This is a genomic window from Nocardioides sp. J54 (assembly GCF_000519005.1).
Taxonomy (GTDB): Bacteria; Actinomycetota; Actinomycetes; order Propionibacteriales; family Nocardioidaceae; genus Nocardioides.
On sequence record NZ_JAER01000024.1, the window covers coordinates 31,162 to 49,692 of the forward strand.

Annotated in this window: 18 protein-coding genes; 14 read left to right on the forward strand and 4 right to left on the reverse strand. The window is 68.5% G+C overall.

Annotation, left to right across the window (positions count from 1 at the left end; genetic code table 11):
- Positions 1–91: 91 nt before the first annotated feature.
- Entirely contained in the window at positions 92–1,183 is a 1,092-nt protein-coding gene (locus tag NOCJ54_RS0115210) for a zinc-dependent alcohol dehydrogenase (protein ID WP_028656179.1), read from the reverse strand.
- 61 nt (positions 1,184–1,244) lie between these two features.
- Here NOCJ54_RS0115210 and NOCJ54_RS0115215 point away from each other — a divergent pair, with 61 nt between their 5' ends.
- The 10 genes from NOCJ54_RS0115215 to NOCJ54_RS26105 all read left to right on the forward strand — a co-directional run bounded on the left by NOCJ54_RS0115215 (position 1,245) and on the right by NOCJ54_RS26105 (position 11,291).
- A complete protein-coding gene (locus tag NOCJ54_RS0115215) occupies positions 1,245–2,153 on the forward strand; it encodes a 1-deoxy-D-xylulose-5-phosphate synthase N-terminal domain-containing protein (protein WP_051485898.1) in 909 nt (302 codons plus the stop codon).
- Entirely contained in the window at positions 2,150–3,187 is a 1,038-nt protein-coding gene (locus tag NOCJ54_RS0115220) for a transketolase family protein (protein WP_028656181.1), read from the forward strand. The genes NOCJ54_RS0115215 and NOCJ54_RS0115220 overlap by 4 nt, the downstream gene beginning before the upstream one ends.
- Before the next feature lie 35 nt (positions 3,188–3,222).
- The gene (locus NOCJ54_RS0115225) at positions 3,223–4,608 is read left to right on the forward strand and encodes a M24 family metallopeptidase (protein ID WP_232221804.1); all 1,386 of its coding nucleotides are present in this window, start codon (positions 3,223–3,225) and stop codon (positions 4,606–4,608) included.
- A 30-nt stretch (positions 4,609–4,638) separates the two neighbouring features.
- A complete protein-coding gene (locus tag NOCJ54_RS0115230) occupies positions 4,639–5,616 on the forward strand; it encodes a sugar ABC transporter substrate-binding protein (RefSeq protein ID WP_028656183.1) in 978 nt (325 codons plus the stop codon).
- A gap of 4 nt (positions 5,617–5,620) precedes the next feature.
- Positions 5,621–7,228, forward strand: a complete 1,608-nt coding sequence (locus NOCJ54_RS26090; protein WP_084255259.1) for a sugar ABC transporter ATP-binding protein — start codon at positions 5,621–5,623, stop codon at positions 7,226–7,228.
- Positions 7,229–7,253: 25 nt separating this feature from the next.
- The gene (locus NOCJ54_RS0115240; protein ID WP_028656184.1) at positions 7,254–8,297 is read left to right on the forward strand and encodes an ABC transporter permease; all 1,044 of its coding nucleotides are present in this window, start codon (positions 7,254–7,256) and stop codon (positions 8,295–8,297) included.
- A 14-nt stretch (positions 8,298–8,311) separates the two neighbouring features.
- The gene (locus NOCJ54_RS26095) at positions 8,312–9,235 is read left to right on the forward strand and encodes an NAD(P)-dependent oxidoreductase (protein WP_157514921.1); all 924 of its coding nucleotides are present in this window, start codon (positions 8,312–8,314) and stop codon (positions 9,233–9,235) included.
- 71 nt (positions 9,236–9,306) lie between these two features.
- Positions 9,307–10,215 (forward strand): alcohol dehydrogenase catalytic domain-containing protein, encoded by a 909-nt coding sequence (locus NOCJ54_RS0115250; protein ID WP_198020236.1) that lies wholly within the window; start codon positions 9,307–9,309, stop codon positions 10,213–10,215.
- Positions 10,216–10,271: 56 nt separating this feature from the next.
- Entirely contained in the window at positions 10,272–10,679 is a 408-nt protein-coding gene (locus NOCJ54_RS26100) for a cupin domain-containing protein (protein ID WP_036518218.1), read from the forward strand.
- An 84-nt stretch (positions 10,680–10,763) separates the two neighbouring features.
- Positions 10,764–11,291 carry a cupin domain-containing protein gene (locus NOCJ54_RS26105; protein ID WP_157514922.1) on the forward strand — a complete coding sequence of 176 codons (528 nt, stop codon included), beginning with the start codon at positions 10,764–10,766 and terminating at the stop codon, positions 11,289–11,291.
- A 56-nt stretch (positions 11,292–11,347) separates the two neighbouring features.
- Here NOCJ54_RS26105 and NOCJ54_RS0115265 read toward each other — a convergent pair whose 3' ends face one another.
- The gene (locus NOCJ54_RS0115265; protein WP_028656186.1) at positions 11,348–12,295 is read right to left on the reverse strand and encodes a LysR family transcriptional regulator; all 948 of its coding nucleotides are present in this window, start codon (positions 12,293–12,295) and stop codon (positions 11,348–11,350) included.
- Between the two features lie 187 nt (positions 12,296–12,482).
- Between NOCJ54_RS0115265 and NOCJ54_RS0115270 the strand changes: the two genes are divergently transcribed.
- From NOCJ54_RS0115270 to NOCJ54_RS0115285, 4 genes are read left to right on the forward strand one after another with little or no spacing between them, the layout of a single operon-like run.
- Positions 12,483–13,316, forward strand: a complete 834-nt coding sequence (locus tag NOCJ54_RS0115270) for an FAS1-like dehydratase domain-containing protein (protein WP_028656187.1) — start codon at positions 12,483–12,485, stop codon at positions 13,314–13,316.
- Entirely contained in the window at positions 13,313–14,461 is a 1,149-nt protein-coding gene (locus NOCJ54_RS0115275; protein ID WP_198020237.1) for an acyl-CoA dehydrogenase family protein, read from the forward strand. The genes NOCJ54_RS0115270 and NOCJ54_RS0115275 overlap by 4 nt, the downstream gene beginning before the upstream one ends.
- On the forward strand, positions 14,458–15,705 hold the full coding sequence (locus tag NOCJ54_RS26110) for a CaiB/BaiF CoA transferase family protein (protein WP_084255267.1): 1,248 nt from the start codon (positions 14,458–14,460) through the stop codon (positions 15,703–15,705). Before NOCJ54_RS0115275 ends, NOCJ54_RS26110 begins: the two co-directional genes overlap by 4 nt.
- Positions 15,702–16,556, forward strand: a complete 855-nt coding sequence (locus NOCJ54_RS0115285) for an HpcH/HpaI aldolase/citrate lyase family protein (RefSeq protein WP_198020238.1) — start codon at positions 15,702–15,704, stop codon at positions 16,554–16,556. The genes NOCJ54_RS26110 and NOCJ54_RS0115285 overlap by 4 nt, the downstream gene beginning before the upstream one ends.
- 180 nt (positions 16,557–16,736) lie before the next feature.
- Here NOCJ54_RS0115285 and NOCJ54_RS0115290 read toward each other — a convergent pair whose 3' ends face one another.
- Both NOCJ54_RS0115290 and NOCJ54_RS26115 read right to left on the reverse strand, forming a co-directional pair.
- Positions 16,737–17,288 carry a hemerythrin domain-containing protein gene (locus tag NOCJ54_RS0115290; RefSeq protein ID WP_028656190.1) on the reverse strand — a complete coding sequence of 184 codons (552 nt, stop codon included), beginning with the start codon at positions 17,286–17,288 and terminating at the stop codon, positions 16,737–16,739.
- Positions 17,289–17,352: 64 nt separating this feature from the next.
- Complete coding sequence (locus NOCJ54_RS26115; protein WP_198020239.1) at positions 17,353–18,357, reverse strand: alpha/beta hydrolase; 1,005 nt, start codon at positions 18,355–18,357, stop codon at positions 17,353–17,355.
- Positions 18,358–18,531: the final 174 nt, after the last annotated feature.

The following is an 18,531-nucleotide window of genomic DNA, read 5'->3' on the forward strand; positions in this document are numbered from 1 at the left end:
GTCGGCCACGGGCGCCACGACGATGTGTCGCCAGCTCGGCGAGTCTCGCGCTCGAGACTCGCCGAGGGCAGGACCTGGCTTTGTGCGGGTGCTACTCCCGACCGTGCTGGGTCGGGCGTATCTGGTCGACCCACGGGTCCACAAGTGTCTTGGTCGGTCGTTGGGCGTTGTCGAAGAACAACTCGGTGGCCAGGGCCATCGGAATCGCCCGGGGCGCGATCGCCGACCACCGCTCCGGCTCCACGGCCAGCAGCTGGAGCGCCGCGGAGATGTCGGTGACCGGAGTCTGGGCCGACGAGCCCATGAGGGTCACCTGTCGCAGCGTGACGTCCAGCAGGTCGATCTCGCGAGGCGTCGGGTGGAGCCCGACCAGCATGACGGTGCCGCCTCGCCGCACCCGATGCAGCGACTGGTGCAGAGCAGAGTCGGAGCCAGTGCATTCGTAGACGACGTCGAAGTCCACATCGGAAGTCGCTAGCTCGATCGTCGTGGTGGCGTTCGGGCAGATCGCGGCGGCGGTCAGGGTCTGGTCGGTGGATCGGTCGTGTACGACCACCTGGCTGCCGCGCGCCTCCAGCGCCGCCGCGACAAAAAGGCCCACTCCTCCCGCCCCGATCACCAGTGCCCGCTCGTCGGCGAAGACCGGGCTGAGGCTCACGGCGTGCAGTGCGATGCCGGCAGGTTGGGCCAAGGCAGCGGTGTCGAGGCTGATGCCTGCTTCTGAGATGTCGACGCAGACGTGTTCTGGTATGACGCAGTACTCGGCGAGCGTGCCGTCGTGCTGCAGTCCGATCGAGGAGTAGTTGTTGCACAGGTTCGTCTCGCCGCGCTGGCAGTAGCTGCAGTCGCGACAGGGAATGCCTGCTCCCGACACGACCGGAGTGCCGGGCGCCATGCGGGTACCCGGTCCGCCGGCCGCCACGGTTCCGCTGAACTCGTGCCCCAGCACGTGCCCGTGCCGTCGTACCCGCCCCGGATCGGCCAACCGAGGACCGTGGCGATACTCCGTCGCATCGGTGCCGCAGAGTCCGGCGGCATGGATCCGGACCAGCAGCTCGCCGGCGCCTGGAGTCGGGCGTGTTCGGAGCTCGAGGCCGATCTGCTCCTTGCCGCGCAGCACCAGGGCGTGCATCTGGTGGTCGATATCGCTGATTTCTTGGGCCATCTCGCGGCTGATCTCCATTCAAGGTCTTGACAGCAGTGTGGTTGCGGCCACAGCATATCGGCTAAGTGGCTTAGCCAAAATGGAGGTCAAAGTGTTCGTGGAAAGCGTCCAGGTCGCATCGGAGGAGGCTGGCGATCGCCAGTTGGCCGATCACGACGTCCGACGAGCTGCGTGGCGGATCCGTCGCCGCGCGCTCGACATGATCGCGAGGGAGGGGTTCGGCTACCTGGGCCAGGCGCTGTCTGCGGCAGAGATCTTCGCTGCCCTGTACGTCGACGTGCTCAAGGCGACCGACGACCTGGTCGTCTCGCCGGGTCACTATGCGATCGTCCACTACGGCGCCGGCGTCGAGGTGAACCGAATTTCGGCCGACGAGCTAGAGACCTACGGTGTCGACGGGTCCAGCTTGGAGTCCATCGGCACGGAGCACACACCGGGATTGTCGGCAACCTGTGGATCCCTGGGGCAGGGATTGTCCGTGGCTGCGGGGCTGGCGCTCGGTGCGCGACTCAAGCAGGAAGACAAGTTCGTGTACGCGTTGATCAGCGATGGCGAGATGGAAGAGGGGCAGACGTGGGAGGCCGCGCTCTTCTCCGCCCACCACGAGCTGAACAACCTGGTCGTGCTGCTTGACCGCAACGACAGCCAGGTCGACGGACCGACGCACCAGGTCACCACGCTCGAGCCGGTGCCCGACAAGTGGGCCGCCTTCGGCTGGGACGTCCAGGCCGTTGACGGGCACGACGTCGCGGAGCTGCGTCGTGCGCTGCGCGCAGCCGCAGAGGCCGATCGACCGTCGGTCATCATCGCCGAGACCTGGACCCTCTCGGGCCTCGACCACTTGCTGCCGGACGAGGCTGACGGCCACTTCCTCAAGGTCTCGCCGGAGCAGGTCGAGGCTGCGCGAGCGCATCTGGACCAGGCGGAACGAGATGCGCTCCGGGTGGCGTCGGCGCCGTGGAGCAAGCGAGTGGGAGGCGTGGCATGACCGAGAAGACGAGCACGCTTCGGGCGCCGTACGCGACGGTGCTCAAGCCGTACGGCCAGGCTCTGGTGGAGTTGGCCAAGCGGAAGAGCAACGTCATCTGTCTCGGCGCGGACCTGACCCGGCAGACCGAGACCGACCTGTTCCGTGACGAGCTCGGTGACCGCTTCTTCAACGGAGCGATGAGCGAGCAGAACCTGATGGGTGTCGCCGCCGGCCTGGCACGTAGCGGGCATCAGGTGTTCGTCAACACCTTCGGGGTCTTCGCCACCCGCCGGCCTTACGAGCAGGTGGCTATGCAGATCGCCTACGCCAACCTCGACGTGAAGATCATCGGTCTGATGCCGGGGCTCTCCACCCCGGGTGGTCCGAGCCACCAGGCGACCGATGACATCGCGCTGATGCGCGCGCTGCCGAATATGACGGTGGTCGATGTGGCCGACGCTCGGGAGATTCCCCAGGCTGTCGAGGCGATCTCCGCCATCAGCGGCCCGGTCTATCTTCGCCTGAAGCGAGGCGAGATCCCGGTCCTGTTCGACGAGTCGCACCAGCTCGACCTCGACAACGTGGTGGTCGTTGACGGTGTGGGAGACAGCTCGGCCGAGGTGGACCTCACCATCTTCGCCACCGGAATGATGGTGGCTGCGTCCGTGGCCGCTGCAGATGCTCTTCGTGGTGTCGGGCTCGAGGTCAACGTCGTCAACGTCACCTCGCTCAAGCCCCTCGACGCGGCGGGTGTGCTTCGTGAGGCCGGGCGGTCGAAGGCCGTCCTGACGGCGGAGAACCACAGCATCATCGGCGGTCTCGGGAGTGCGGTTGCCGAGGTCCTGGCCGAGGCGGGTACCGGCGTCCCGTTGCGAAGGGTCGGCATCAGGGACACCTTCGCTCGCGCGTTCAGCGCGCGCTACCTGTTCGAGCACTACGGCCTGAGCAGCCAGCACCTGGTGGACACCGCTGCTGCTCTGTGTGGTCGCAGCGCGCCCTTCCCCGAGGTGATCGACGTCCCCCAGGAGGTCGGGGCCTACTCGCCTGTCTGAGCCACCGATCCATCCACGAACCAGAGGAGATAGAAGTGAGCATTCAGAACCTGCCGACGGGCTGGCGGCCGAGCGAGGTCGGCAACCTCGCCGTCCCGGTCGGCTCTCCCGGGACCACCATGGCTGTCGACTGGGAACGTCGGATCGACTTCGACCGGCTCCGGAGCCAGCGGCTCAACAAGGCTCTCGACGCCTTGGAGAACAGTGACCTCGGTGCGCTGCTGCTGTTCGACATGAACAACATCCGCTACACGACGGCGACCCACATCGGAAACTGGGCACGCGACAAGCTCTTCCGGATGGCGCTACTCATCCGGGGGCAGGCGCCCATCCTGTGGGACATCGGCTCGGCGGCGCGGCTGCACCAGACCCAGGCGCCCTGGCTCCCGCAGGAGAGCTGGCGGGCCGGACTCTCCACCTGGCGTGGTGCGATCGACCCCGAGGTGGGCGTGCAGACCGGGAACGCCAAGAAGGTTGCCGAGCTGCTCCGCGAGCACGGGCTCGCCAACGAACCCGTCGGGGTTGACGTCATTGAGCTGCCCATGCTCAAGGCACTCGAGGCAGAGGGTCTGCGGATCGTGGACAGCCAGAACCTGATGCTGGATGCACGGTCGGTCAAGACGGTGGATGAGATCGCTCTTCTCGACCACGCTGCAGCGTGCGTGGATGCTGCGTACGAGGAGCTCTACAGGTTCCTTCGGGTCGGCACCAAGGAGAACGAGGCCGTCGCGCTGGTCAACAAGGTCCTTTACGAGCTGGGCAGCGAGGAGGTCGAGGCGGTCAACGCGATCAGCGGCGAACGCTGCAGCCCCCACCCGCACGTGTTCAGCGACCGGATGATCCGCCCGATGGACACTGCCTACTTCGACATCGTCCACTCGTACATGGGTTACCGAACCTGCTACTACCGCACTCTCAACGTGGGTGGGGCGACCCGGGCCCAGCGCGATGCCTATAAGCGTGCGCGCGAGTACATCGACCTCGCCATCAGCGAGGTGCGTCCCGGCGTGCTGACCTCCGACATCGTGAAGCATTTCCCGGCGGCACAGGACTTCGGGTTCGCCAACGAGGAGGAGGCCTTTGGGCTGCAGTACTGCCACGGGGTCGGGCTCTCGGTCTGGGAGAAGCCCCTGATGAGCAGGTACCACTCCTTCGACCACCCGGTCGAGATCAAGGAGGGGATGGTCTTCGCGCTGGAGACCTACTGGCCGACAGCCGACGGTTCGTCCGCTGCGCGAATCGAGGAAGAGGTGGAGGTCACCGCGACCGGCGCTCGGGTGATCACCCGTTTCCCGGCCGAGGAGCTCCTCGTCACCGGGACCCGTTACTGGAACGGCATCGACTTCCCAGAGATCAAGGCACCGATCGGGCGGGGCAACGCATCCGGAGCACTCAGCTCCACCGGGGACAGCGACAGCTGATCCTCTCTTTCGAAAGTTCAGGAGAACACCATGCGTACAACCCGATTCCGCGCCCTCGCGGCGGCCTGCGCGCTCAGCCTGGGTGCCGCGCTGTCCCTGGGGGCCTGTAGCAGTGGCGACGCCGACAGCGGCAAGGACCATGAGCGGCCGTTCATCATCATGGCTCAGGCGTCCGGTGAGATCACCTTCTCCCAGGCGGTGGCCGACGGTGTGGAGGCTGCTGCGAAGAGTGCCGGCTTCGACATCGAGGTGCTCGACAACGAGGCGGACGCTGCGAAGGCTGTGGAGAACGCGCGCACTGCCGCGCTGAAGAAGCCGGACCTGTTCATCGAGTACAACCTCAACCCGGAGAGCAACAAACAGGTCGGTCAGATCTTGGACAAGGCGGGCGTCCCGGTGCTCGCGGTGCAGTACGGCCTGGACGGCGCGCCCCTCTACGGCTTGGACAACAAGTCCGTCGGTTTCGATGGCGGAGTCGGGGTAGCGCAGGCTGCCGTCGAGAAGTGGGGGGCTGACGCCATTGCGCAGGCGATGGTCCTCAATTTTCCTGAAGGTGGCCAGGTCAACCTGGACCGTGGGGCGGGCGCCGAGGAGGGCATCAAGTCAGTCCTGCCGGACGTCGAGATCGTTCAGGGATCGAGCAAGAATGACACCTCGGTCGTTGCCCAGGTGGTCAACTCGTTCCTGGTCCAGAACCCGGGCAAGAAGTTGATCCTGTGGTCGCACGTGGACCAGATGTCGACGGCGGCGGCCAGCGCCGCGCGCGCGGCCGGGCGGTCGGACGACCTCTTGATTGGCAGCACCGGAGGGGAAGAGTCGATCCTTCCGGAGATCCGGAAGCCCAATGGTCCGATCGCGGGTACTACGAGTCTCTTCCCGGGCGCATGGGGCGAAGAGATCATCGCCATTGCCCAGGACTTGCTGAGCGGCAAGGACGTCGAGAAGTTCACCGAACCGTCGAACATCGTGTTCGTAACTGGTGCCAACATCGACCAGTACTTCGACTGACGGGATGAGCATCGAGATGCAGTCGAAAAGTCTAGAAACCGCGAGACGTGCAGAGCCGCCCGCATCTCCAGGTGACGGCGAAGGAGCGACCGGTCAGTTGCCCGTGCTCGAGGCACGCGGAGTCCAGGTGCGGTTTGGTGGGGTCCATGCACTCAAAGGGGTCGATCTGAGCTTGCGGCCGGGCAAGGTCCACGCGTTGTTGGGCGAGAACGGGGCCGGCAAGAGCACCCTTATCAACTGCATCGCGGGTGCACTAACGCCGAGCGAAGGGGGACTCTACATCGACGGGCGCCCGGTCTCCCTCCGAAACCCTGGCGACGCGGCACATCACGGGATCAGCGTGATCCACCAGGAGCTTGAGCTGGCTCCAGCCCTGTCGGTGGCTGAGAACGTGATGATCGGTCGTCTGCCGCTGCGGACGGCGGGCATCGTCGATCGCAGAGCCTTGGGACGGCTCGCTCGTAAGGCACTGCAGGACATCGGGCCACACATCGATGTGACTTCCCGAGCGGGTGACTTGCAGGTGGCCGACCAGCAGTTGGTTGAGATCGCAAAGGCGCTCGGTCATGGCGGCACTCGAGTGCTCGTCATGGACGAACCGACGGCGGCGCTACCGCCGGCACAGATCGACCGGCTGCTGGACCTGGTCCGGCTGGTCGCGTCCCGCGGCGTGGCGATTCTTTACGTCAGTCATCGGCTAGATGAGGTGCTCGCTATTGCTGACGAGATATCGGTGCTGCGTGACGGAGAATTGGTGCGCCACTGTGCCCGCTCAGATACGAGCCGCGAGGCGATCGTGATCGACATTGTGGGGCACCTGCCCGAGTCGATCGACCGGCCGCCTCTGGCTGATGCCGGGCGCCCGTTGCTGGAACTGAACGACTTCTGTACAGGCCCGGTAGACGGCCTGTGCGCCCGAGTGCCAGCGGGCGAGATCGTTGGGTTCTTCGGGCTGCTCGGGGCTGGGCAGCAGGTCCTGGCCGAGTCGCTATTCGGGCTGCACCCGGCGTCGGTTGGCCGCATCCAGTTGCTCGACGCGACCTCGCTGCCCAGCTCGCCGCGCCGCGCGATTGCAGCCGGCGTCGGTTTCGTCCCGGCCGATCGTAAGGACGGCGGATTGGCGCTCGGCCGATCGCTCACGGAGAACTATTTTCTCGGCGTGCCCGGCCGAGGCCGGTACGGGCTAATCAGGCCTCGTCGGGAGGACGTCCGGGCGTCCGCCGCTCTTCGTGACTCCCAGGTCGTGATGAGCAGGGTCTCGCAGGAGGCCCGTGAGCTGTCCGGCGGGAACCAGCAGAAAATCGTCCTGGCCCGCTGGATGCGCCGACCCGACACCCGGTTCCTTCTCTTGACCGAGCCGACCCGCGGCGTCGACGTGGGTGCCAAGGCCGAGATCCACCGGAGTCTACGGTCCTGGGTGCGGGGGCCGGGAGCGGAACGAGCGGCGGCGCTCTTCAGCGCCGATCCGGAGGAGACGGCCAGCGTCTGCGATCGCGTGTACGTGCTGGCCCGCGGCCGGGTGGTGGCCGAGCTCGTCGGTCCGCAGGTCACCGAGGCAGCGCTCACTGCCGCCGCTCTGGAAGAGCCGACTGCAACCAGTCACAGCGACTGAACTTCACGAAAAGGGAAACTGACCGATGACCAAGCTTGACGATCCGCCAACCGCGGCGGGAACCAAAGACGTAGCCGGGCGCCGAGAGGGAAGGAACTGGCGAAACCTGTCGCGTCTTCTCACCCCGGAGCGCATTGAAGACCTTGCGCTCCTCTGCGTCCTGGTCGCGCTGGGCGCCTACTTCAGCGCACGCTCGCCATACTTCCTCTACGCCGACAATCTCAGCAACCTGCTGCTTGCCGTCAGCGTCATCGGGACCATGGCAGCCATCAGCACGTTGGTCCTCGTGGCTGGCTACCTTGACCTGTCGGTGGGATCGGCGGCTGCCTTCTCTGCCATCGCGTGCGTGTGGCTGATCGAAGACCACGGCTGGGGGACGGCTGCAGCCATCCTCACGGCTCTGCTGCTGGGAACGGTCGTCGGATCGCTGAACGGCGTCTTCAGTGTGGCCCTTGGCGTGAACCCGATCATCACCACCATCGGCATGCTGTCGGTTCTTCGGGGCCTGGCATACGTCATGACCGAAGGCAGCGAGATCCTGGTCAATGACGAGTTCCTGTTGGATCTCGGTAGCGGGCGCTTCCTGTCGCTTCCTTACGGCGTATGGGTCATGTTCGTAACCTTCGTGCTGGTGGCACTGTTCGCCCGGTACACCGTTGCAGGGCGGAACCTTTACGCGATCGGGGCCAATCCCCGTGCCAGCCGGCTGGCGGGCATCGCCATCGGCCGCTACCAGGTCGTAGTGCTGGCTGCGAGCGGACTGTCCGCTGCCGTGGGCGGTCTTCTGCTGATAAGCCAGGCCGGGTCGGCGGCGTCCCATGCCGCCACCGGTTACGAACTGCAGGTCGTGACAGCTGTGCTCCTTGGAGGTACTGCGCTCACCGGCGGCAGCGGCCGTATTCGCGGCACGTTTCTGGCCGTGCTGATCATCGGGACCTTGAACAATGGGATGACTCTGCTCGCTGTGCCCAGTTATTACCAGACCGTCGCCAGCGGCGTGCTTCTGCTGGCCGCCGTCGGTGTCGCCCAGGCTCGCCAGCGCTTGCGCCGGTCAGGAGCCACGAAGTGACTCAGGTGGGAACGATGGCGAAGGGTTCGGCCCCGGTCGAGGTGGGGTTCGTCGGCTTGGGGAACATGGGGCGTCCCATGGCCAGACGGCTCGAGGTTCCGGAGTTACATCTCAGCGTATACAACCGCACCACGGCTAAGTGTGGGGAGTTCGCCGACCGAGGCTGCACGGTTGCGTCCGTTCTGGCCGATCTGCGGCACTGCACGATCATCTTCACGATGCTCGGCACGGATGACGATGTCGAGCACGTGTACCTCGCCAAGGACGGTCTGGTGGCCACCACTAGCCCCGGCACGACCTTGGTCGACTGCTCGACGATCTCCGCAGAGATGTCGGCGCAGGTGCGGGCGCGGTGCGAGAATGCTGGCCTGTCGTTCCTGGCCGCGCCAGTCGCGGGAGGTCCGCCCATCATCGAAGGGGGCGGGCTCGCGATGGCCGTCAGCGGCGATCGAGGGACGTTCGAGGCCGCTGGCGAGGTGCTGCGGAAGGTCGCCCCCCGGGCCGTCTACGTCGGTCCTGGAGAGACCAGTCGGCTGGTCAAGATCTGCCACAACCTCCTTGTCGCTGCGACGCTGGAGGTCTTGGGTGAACTGTGCGTCCTGGCCGAGGCCAAGGAGGTGGAGCGGAGCGCTCTACTGTCGTTCCTGCAGAGCACCGCAATCAGCAGTCGGTTCATCGAGTACAAGGCGCCGTTACTGGAGTCCCTCGACTTCACTGCCGCCTTCACCAGCCGGCTGATGCAGAAGGACCTTGACCTCGGGCTGAGCCTAGCCAAGGACGTGGGGGTTGCAATGCCTGTGGCCACGCAGGTACGGGACACCTTCAAGGACGCGAACGACGGCGGTCTGGCCGACCTGGATGCCTCCTCGATCTACCTTCACCTTGCGGCCGTAGCCCGGGGAGGTCGGGATGGGTCCGAGCAGGGAGCGGCGGGGTGAGAGCGGCGGTCCTCGTCGAATATGGCCAGCCTCTGGAGCTTCGAGACCTCCCTGTCCCGACTGGACCGGGTGTGCTCGTCAAGGTCACTGCTGCAGGGATTTGTGCGACGGACCTCAAATGTATCGCCGGAGCGAACCCTGACCTGCAGTTGCCGTCGGTACTCGGCCACGAGGTTGCCGGGAAGGTCGTCGCGGACTCAACGGTGTTGCGGCGAGGGACCGAAGTAGCAGTGCAGATCTCAGCTGGTTGCGGAACCTGCCGTCACTGCGCCGGTGGTCGCGAAACTGTGTGTCATCAGGCCCGCCGTCTGGGCTTCGACATCGGCGGCGGTTTTGCCGAGTACGTCCGCGTCGCCGAGCAGCAGCTCGTTCCACTTCCGTCGGGCATGGACCCCGCCGTCGCCGCGGTGAGCATGGACAGCGTGTTGACACCGTGGCGGGCCCTGACGGCTCACCGGCAGCTGAGCGCAGGCTCGACCGTCCTGGTCGTCGGCGCTGGAGGACTGGGCCTGAACGCACTGCAGATCGCCATGTCCCTCGGCGCCTGGACCGTAGCGGCCGATCCGCACCCCGACAGCCGTCAGGCCGCCAGAAGCGCGGGTGCCGAGGTCGTAGTCGACCCGAACGACAAGTCCCTAGCGGGTGGGTACGACGCAGACCTCGCCGTAGAGTGTTCAGGCACTGTTGCCGGTCTGGCGTTTGCCGTCGAGCAAGTCCGTCCGGGTGGCGCGGTGGTGTGCTGCGGATACACCGCCGAGGGCACGGCTCCGGTCGACATCGCCTCGATCGTCAGGCGAGAGATCCAGATCCTCGGATCCCGTGGTGGAACCCGAGAGGAAGCCGAAATGGCGCTGTCGGCTGTCGCGGAGGGTGTGGTCCGACCAGTGATCCAACGGCGTGGGGGACTCGCGGACCTCAACAGGTTCCTGACGGAACTTCGCGACGGTCGTGTCAGCGGCCGGCAGGTGATCCATCCATGAGTAGCGAAGATCGGAGCCCCGGACCGAGGTTGCTGGCTACGAACTGGCGACACGAGTTGACCGAGCTCGTTGATAGGCCGGACATGGTTGGGGCGCAGCCAACGGTGCACCTCACCGGGGACGGTCTTCCGATCCAGGCCGCGATGGTAACGGACTTCGTCCGCTTCGCCCCCGGCTTCGTACACCGGATGCACTACCACCCTCATGCCGACCAGATCTTGGTTTGTCTCGGCGGACGCTTCGTCGTACGCGGCGCCGACCAACGCCTGGTGCTCGAGGACGGTGGTGTTCTGATCGCGCCCGCGGGCGCGCCTCACGAGATCAGGAACGAGAGCGGGGACGAAGCCACGGCACTTGTGATGTTCCCCGGAATCCACTCGGTGTCGGCCGCCGGGTACGTCGAGTGTCCTGCGCTGTACCTCGATAGGCCGACCCCTGACCGGCCGCACGCGCAGCAGCAATAGGCGCGAACTCAGAGACTCGCGACCGGGGTCGCTCCCGACGCCGGGAAACGGGTAACCCGCCACCATTCACTCAAAGGAGAGATCTTGACGACGACACCGCCACCCCTGGACACGGGCACAACCTCACGAGACGAGACCCCGTTCATGATGGGCAACCTGCCGTCGGTGTTCCGTGCCCGCGCACGATGGACAGGTGGCGCCTACACGATGATGGAGCAGGTCATCGCTCCGCGCTTGCTGGTGGCCCCGCACACCCACGCCCACGACGACCACGTCAGCTACATCGTCTCCGGACGGCTCGGCTTCCGGGTAGGGGATCAGGAGTATGAGCTGGGAGCCGGTGAGTCAATCTTCCGGCCGCGCGGTATCCCGCACACGTTGTGGAACGCCGCAGACGAGCCTGCGGTGATGCTGGAGCTCACCAGCCCAGGCCGTCTGGAGGACTACATCGAGACCTTGCGCGACTTGGCCGAGTCCGGGGCTTCGAGCCTAGCGGCCGTCATCCCCGTGGCAGCACGGTACGGCGTGACCTTTGACGACGCGTGGGTTGACGAGCTTTGCGAGAGGTACAACGTCTCGGCGGGACCTTCCTTTTGGGGAGCGTCCCAGTAGCGCCAGCACGGGGGCGGTGAGCCCAACGTCACCGTGCTTCCGAAGGGAGTCCCGGGTCAGGCGGACCCGAGGTCCGGCAGCATCACGGCCGAGGCCCACTGTCCGTCGGCCACGGCCCGGCGGACGACGAGCAGGAGCTCGGTGGCGACCGCCTCGACCACCGGTGGGGTGCGACCGGTCCGGGGGAGGCCCAGGCCGACGGTCCGGACGATCTCCGGCGAGCTCAGCGGGGCCGCCTCGAGGGCCCCGGCCGCGACCCGGTCCGTGACACCGGCAGCCGGGAGCACGGTCCATCCGTGGCCCTGCTCGACCAGAAGGGTCTGGAGGGCTATCGAATTCACCTCGGCCACGACGTCCGGCTCGATCTCACACTGCAGCCGGGCCTCGTCCAGCAGCAGGCGGATGCCGTGCTGGCCGCGCGCCGGCATCACGAAGGAGTGGGTGAGGACCTCGGACAGCTCGACGTCGCGGTCCGGCCGTAGCCCCGCGCCGGCAGGGGCGACGGCCCAGAGCCGGTCGGTGAGCAGCGGCAGCACCCGCACCGACTGTGTCGAGGAGAGGTTGTAGAGCAGGGCCATGTCCAGGTCGCCGTCGTCCAGCCATTGCTGAAGCAGCCCGGAATAGCCGGTCGCGAGGTGCAGCTCGACCCCGGGGTGCTTCGCCGCGACCGCGGCGACCAGCGCCGGGGCGAGAAGCTTCTCGACCGAGCCGAGCAGGCCCACGCGCGCGGTGCCCCGGACCTCGCCGGGCACCGGGCGCGCCTCAGCCCGTGCCCGCTCGAGCTCGGTCAGCACCCGGCGGGCGCGGGCCACGAACGCCTGGCCGGCGGCGGTGGGCCTCATGCCCTGCCGGGTCCGCTCGAAGAGCGCGACGCCGAGTTCTTCCTCCAGGCTCGCGACGTGCCGCGACACCGCCGGCTGGACGACGTGCAGGAGCTGTGCGGCGCGGGTGACGCTCCCCGCCTCGGCGACCGTGACCACGGCGCGCAGCTGCTTGAGGTCCACGGATGCGATGCCTCCTGTCGGCCATGCTTCCTGACGATCGGTTGATGCCGAAACAGTATTCGACGGGCGTTCTTATTGTCGAACATGATGGAGCGGTCAATAGGGGTACGACGGATCGACAGAACGGAGCCAGGCAGTGACCGCATCGAGGGGAGGACCGGCCGGCGGGCAGGAGCTTGCTGCAGAGTTGCGCAGCTGGGTCGGCCGGAGCCGCGAGGTCACGCTGGCGTTGGACGCCGGTCAGGCCGACAAGATGTGCGCGACGCTGGACCGTGCGCCCGGGCTCGCGGACGGCGACGTCCTGCCGCCGGGCTGGCACTGGCTCTACGCCCACGACGTCGTGGAGGCCTCCCGGCTCGGTGTGGACGGGCACCCCGCGCGCGGCGTGACGATGCCGCCCGTGCCACTGGAGCGGCGGATGTGGGCGGCGGGTGAGCTCGCCTTCCACCAGCCGCTGCGAATCGGTGACCTGGTCACCCGGCGCAGCACGGTTGCCGACGTGGTACCGAAGCGGGGGCGAAGCGGACTGCTGTACTTCGTGGTCCTCACCCACGAGCACCTCCGCGACGGCGAGCTGGTCCTCGAGGAGCGCCAGACGGTCGTCTACAAGGACGCCTCCGCACCCGCGGCGAGCCCGCGCAGCGAGGGTGACGAGCTGCCGGCAGCCGACGGCACCCGCACTTGGCTGCTCGACAGCACTGCCCTGTTCCGCTATTCCGCGCTGACCTTCAACAGCCACCGCATCCACTACGACGCCGACTACGCCCGCGAGATCGAGGGCTACCCGGCGCTCGTGGTCCACGGACCGCTGCTCGCGACCCTGCTCATGGAGTCGGTCGCACAGCCCGGGCCGGGCCCGCTCGCAACTTTCACCTACCAGGCCCGCTCGCCGCTATTCGTGTCCGAGCCCTTCGACGTCGCACACCGCCGCACGCCCGATGGCGCAGAGGCCTGGGCGTCGGCCGCGGACGGCCGCCTCGCCATGACGGCGTTCGCCACCTACCAGGAGGAGAACCGATGAACCTGAACGACGACGAGCGCGAGGTGGTCGACCTCGTCAGGACCTGGGTCGATCGAGAGGTCCGTCCCGTGGTCCGCGAGCTCGAGCACGCCAATACTTACCCTGAGGACCTCATCGAGCAGATGAAGGGCATGGGTATCTACGGGCTCGCGATCCCCGCCCCGTGGGGCGAGGCGTCGGTCAGCACGCCCTGCTACGCCGCGGTCACCGCCGAGCTCGCCCGCGGCTGGATGAGCCTCGCCGGTGCAATGGGCGGGCACACCGTGGTAGCGAAGCTGCTCCTCGCCTTCGGCACCGAGGCGCAGAAGGACCGCTACCTACCGCGGATGGCGACCGGTGAGCTGCGGGCCACGATGGCCCTCACCGAGCCGGGTGGTGGCTCCGACCTCCAGGCCATGCGCACCGTGGCCCGACGCGACGGCGACGAGTACGTCGTCAACGGGTCCAAGACGTGGATCTCCAACGCCCGCCGCTCCGGCCTCGTTGCCTTGCTGTGCCGCACCGACCCGGACGCCGAGCCTGCACACCGCGGGGTCAGCATCCTGCTGGTCGAGAGGGGGCCTGGGTTCGAGGTCTCCCGCGACCTCCCCAAGCTCGGCTACAAGGGCGTCGAGGCGTGTGAGCTGTCGTTCACCGACTTCCGGGTCCCGGGGGACGCTCTGCTGGGCAAGGAGGAGGGCCGCGGGTTCGCCCAGATGATGCGCGGCCTCGAGGTCGGACGTATCCAGGTGGCCTCTCGCGCCCTCGGTGTCGCCCAGGCCGCCCTCGACGACTCTGTGCGCTATGCGCGCGAGCGCCAGTCCTTCGGCAAGCCAATCTGGCAGCACCAGTCGATCGGGAACTACCTCGCCGACATGGCAACCGAGCTCGAGGCGGCACGGCAGCTCGTGCAGCACGCCGCCCGGTGCTATGACTCCGGCGAGCGTGCCGACAAGGAAGCCAGCATGGCCAAGCTCTTCGCATCGGAGGCGGCGATGAAGATCGCGCTCAACGCCGTCCGCATCCACGGCGGCTACGGCTACTCGCAGGAGTACGACGTCGAGCGCTACTTCCGTGACGCACCCCTCATGATCGTCGGCGAGGGCACCAACGAGGTGCTCCGCGGCGTTATCGCCCGCCAGGTCGTCGATGGGGCGCGCCGATGACCGACCAGACCACCGACCAGACCGCCGAACAGCAGGCCGCCGCGGCCGGCACGGTGGGCCCCCTCGACGGCATCACCGTCGTCTCCCTCGAGCACGCCGTCGCGGCGCCCTTCGCTACGCGTCAGCTGGCTGACCTCGGCGCTCGCGTGATCAAGATCGAGCGACCCGGTGTCGGCGACTTCGCCCGGCGCTACGACCGCTCGGTCCACGGCGAGGCGAGTTACTTCGTCTGGCTCAACCGTGGCAAGGAGAGCCTCGAGCTCGACATCAAGGACCCCGAGGACCGGCGGCTCCTGGACGAGATCATCGCCCGCGCCGACGTCCTCGTCCAGAACCTTGCCCCCGGCGCCGCGGAGCGGGCCGGGCTCGACGCCGCAACCCTGCGGGCGCAGCGTCCCGAGCTGGTTCACTGCTCCGTCTCCGGCTACGGCTCGACCGGCCCCTACCGCGACAAGAAGGCCTACGACCTGCTGGTCCAGTGCGAAGCAGGACTGCTCGCGGTGACCGGCACCGGTGACGGGCCCGCCAAGGTCGGGGTCTCGGTCGCGGACATCGCAACCGGTATGTACGCCTACACCGGTATTCTCACCGCCCTCTACGAGCGTCGCACGACCGGCGTCGGGAGCACGCTCGAGGTGGCCATGCTGGACGCGCTGGGGGAGTGGATGGTCCAGCCCGCCTACTACAGCGTGTACGGCGAACGCCCGGCCCGACGCACCGGCGCCCGGCACGCGTCCATCGCCCCGTACGGCCCCTACGCGACGGGGGACGGCCGCACGATCTTCCTCGGTGTCCAGAATGAGCGGGAGTGGTCCGCGCTGTGCCGTGACGTGCTGCGCGACGACACCTTGACGAGCGACCCTCGCTTCGCGGACAACACCGCACGGGTGGCCAACGACGCCGAGCTCACACCGCTGCTCGAGGAGGCGCTGAAGGGGCTCACCGCCGAGCAGGCGCTGGCCGCGCTCGAGGGTGCCGGCATCGCGTGCGCCCAGTTGCGAACGCCAGCAGAATGGTTCGACCACCCCCAGATGGCAGCGCGCGACCGGTGGCGTCCGGTCGACACCCCCGCAGGGCCGGTGCGCGCGCCCCTGCCGCCGGTGACGGTGGCGGGACGGGAGGCGCCGATGCGGCCGGTCCCCGCCCTCGGCGCCGACAACGCCCGGCTGCGCACGGAGTTCGCCCCGGCCGACAGCCCGACCCCCACGCCGGCCTCCTCGGCTGATACTGGCGGTGCGCAGTGACCGTCAACGGCACGACCGGCGACGACGTGGACCGCGCGAGCATCGTCGAGCGCGCGGTGACCTTCCTCTTCGTCCCTGGAACCCGCGACGACCGCTTCGACAAGGCGGTGGCGAGCGGCGCCGACGCCGTGATCATCGACCTCGAAGACACTGTCGGTGCCGAGGACAAGGATGTGGCCCGGTCCCGCGCGGGTGCGTGGCTCGCGACTGGTGGTCGGGCTGCCGTCCGGGTCAATCCCGTCGGCAGCCCGTGGTTCGCTAACGATGTCCGCGTCGCGGCCGACGCCCTGGCCGTGGTCTTGCCCAAGGCCGAGTGCGCCCGCGACGTCGAACGGGTGGTCGAGGCCGCCGGCGGGCGGGTCCCGATCATCCCCCTCATAGAAAGCCCGCGCGGCCTCCTCGCCGCGGCGGAGATCTGCGCCGTCCCGGGAGTCGTGCGCCTCGGGTTCGGCAACGTCGACTTCGCGGCCGAGATCGGCGTCGAGCCCGGGTGTCATGAGGCCCTCCTGACTGCCCGGTCCGGCATCGTGCACGCCTCCAGCGCGACCGGTCGCGCCGCCCCCGTCGACGGCGTCACCACCGACCTCGGCGACGCCGGACGCGTCGAGCACGACGCCGCGCACGCCCGGCGGCTGGGCTTCACTGGCAAGCTGCTCGTCCATCCGGGCCAAGTGGAGCCAGCTGTCTCGGTGCTCGTCCCGACGGAGGCCGAGGTCGCGTGGGCGCGTGCCGTGCTTGCGTCTGCCTCGTCGGCGGTCGGGGTATTCGAGGGCCAGCTCGTCGACGAGCCGGTCCTCGCGAGGGCCCGGCGGCTTCTGGCCCGCGTGAATGCTGAACCGGGCAGGTGGTGAGGCCCGGACCCCTCGTTCCCTCCGCCTCCGCCGGTGGCCTCCGCCGGGGGCGCATCGGCGATCGAGTCGAGCCGGGAGCGCTGGCAGCCTCACCGCCCGGGCCCGCCGAGCGAGCACAAATGTCCGAGTCTGACGGCGACGCGGGCGAGGCGGTTCGGAGGCGAGCCCGGGGCCGGGGTGTCACCTCATCGCGGCGCGGGCGGCGTCGCGGGCCCGGTCGACCAGGGAGGCGAGCGGGCCGACGGCGGCGTTGACGACCGCGGACTCCCCGGCGGAGGGGTGGGGGCGAGTGGGCGCGATCTTCTCCACGGCCAGCACGGCGGCGGCCATCTTCTCCAGCTCCGCCTCGCTGGCCTCGGCCAGCAGGGTGGGGAACTCGAGCTCCTCCTCGTTGCGGGCGTGCTCGAGCACCATGGTGCGCAGGCGCTCGATGCCGGAGGCGAACTCGGCAGAGTTCACGTCGAGCCCGTCGAGCGAGGCGAGCAGCTCCTTCGCCTCGTGCTCCTCCGCGTGCCGCGCCTCGACGACGTCGCCGATGCCGTGGCGGGTGGCGTTGGGGTGGGTGACGATCTCCTCGGCTGCCTCGTGGACGGACAGCATTCGCCGGAGCTCGTCGAACGCACGGGCGCACCGGTCGACGTCGGTGGTCGTCTGTACCTCGTCGAAGAGCCGCTCGACCTGGCGGTGCTGCGCGGTGAGCAGCTCGACGACGTTCTGGGTCGATGAGGTCATCGGGGGGTCCTCCTGGGGGATCGGGTCCATTCGCGGTACCCGCCACGAGGGCCCCGATGCGGGGTCAGCCGGTCACGCCGACGCAGCGCCGCTCGAACGCCGCGACCGTGGCGAGCAGGTCCTCGTCCTCCGGGGTGGTGCCGCCGAACCCGCCGTGCGGCATCGCCTCGAACACGTGCAGCTCGGCCGGGACCCCGGCGGCGAGCAGCTTGCGGTGCATCCGCACCGTGGTGGACAGGAACAGGTCGCGGGTGCCGGCCAGCAGCAGCGTCGGCGGGAAACCGGTGACGTCGCCGAGGAGGGGGGAGAGGTACGGCTCGGCGGGGTCGCGGCCGTCGGCGTACAGGCGGACCACCGGCGGCACGGGCCGCATCAGGTCGACCCCGTCGAGGACGGTGAACGAGTCGCCGGACTCGGTGAGGTCGAGCTGCGGCGTGTGCAGCACCAGCCCGGCGGGCAGCGGCAGGCCCTCGTCGCGGGCGCGCAGCATGAGCGCTGCCGCGAGGTTCCCGCCCGCCGAGGTGCCGGTGACGACGACCCGGCCCGGTGGGTGCTTCTCGAGCGCGGCCCGGTAGACCGCGAGGACGTCGTCGAGGGCTGCCGGGAAGGGGTGGTCCGGCGGCATCCGGTAGTCGGGCGCCCACGTCGGCGCGGCCCGCCGCACCGCCTGGGCGCCCGCGCCGAGCCGGGCCAGCTCGCCGCCGCCCATCAGCAGTGCGCCGCCGTGGAGCTGGAGGACGAGCGGTTCGTCCGGGGTCGGCTGCAGGCCCCGTGGCCGGAGCTCGTACGTCGGCACACCTCCCGGCTCGAGCTCGCGGTGCTCGAGCCGCTCGCCCGGGTAGAGCGCCTCGAAGAGCGGGCGCAGGTCGCGGTCGGTGGTGGCGACGAGCTCCCGCCAGGCGGCGCGGTCCTCGAGCGGTGGCCACGGCGGCGGGTCGGGGAAGTCCCGGTTCTTCTCCAGGTAGGCCCGTGCCTCCGGGCTGAGTCCCGGCGGCGCGGGCGGACGCCGCCCGCTGCGGGCGGGCGCCCCGGGCCTGGGCTGCTCGGACTCCGACATCGACGACCTCACGATCTGCTGACTACCACGTCGTCCCGGTGCCCGGCAGGACGTCGGGCACCCGGATCGACCTCTGCCGACGGAATTCACCCGGCGGGGGTATGCGCACCCGGCGCGCGGGTAGCGAGGTCCTGTCGTCGAGCAGCTGGCGACGCCCGCTTGGGCACTGTTACTCGGGCTAGGACA

Bases quoted from the DNA above. Each gene is read 5' to 3' on its own strand.
- NOCJ54_RS0115210 (WP_028656179.1), bottom strand. From the start codon at position 1,183: ATGGAGATCAGCCGCGAGATGGCCCAAGAAATCAGCGATATCGACCAC.
- NOCJ54_RS0115215 (WP_051485898.1), top strand. From the start codon at position 1,245: ATGGAGGTCAAAGTGTTCGTGGAAAGCGTCCAGGTCGCATCGGAGGAG.
- NOCJ54_RS0115220 (WP_028656181.1), top strand. From the start codon at position 2,150: ATGACCGAGAAGACGAGCACGCTTCGGGCGCCGTACGCGACGGTGCTC.
- NOCJ54_RS0115230 (WP_028656183.1), top strand. From the start codon at position 4,639: ATGCGTACAACCCGATTCCGCGCCCTCGCGGCGGCCTGCGCGCTCAGC.
- NOCJ54_RS26090 (WP_084255259.1), top strand. From the start codon at position 5,621: ATGAGCATCGAGATGCAGTCGAAAAGTCTAGAAACCGCGAGACGTGCA.
- NOCJ54_RS0115240 (WP_028656184.1), top strand. From the start codon at position 7,254: ATGACCAAGCTTGACGATCCGCCAACCGCGGCGGGAACCAAAGACGTA.
- NOCJ54_RS26095 (WP_157514921.1), top strand. From the start codon at position 8,312: ATGGCGAAGGGTTCGGCCCCGGTCGAGGTGGGGTTCGTCGGCTTGGGG.
- NOCJ54_RS0115275 (WP_198020237.1), top strand. From the start codon at position 13,313: ATGAACCTGAACGACGACGAGCGCGAGGTGGTCGACCTCGTCAGGACC.
- NOCJ54_RS26110 (WP_084255267.1), top strand. From the start codon at position 14,458: ATGACCGACCAGACCACCGACCAGACCGCCGAACAGCAGGCCGCCGCG.
- NOCJ54_RS0115290 (WP_028656190.1), bottom strand. From the start codon at position 17,288: ATGACCTCATCGACCCAGAACGTCGTCGAGCTGCTCACCGCGCAGCAC.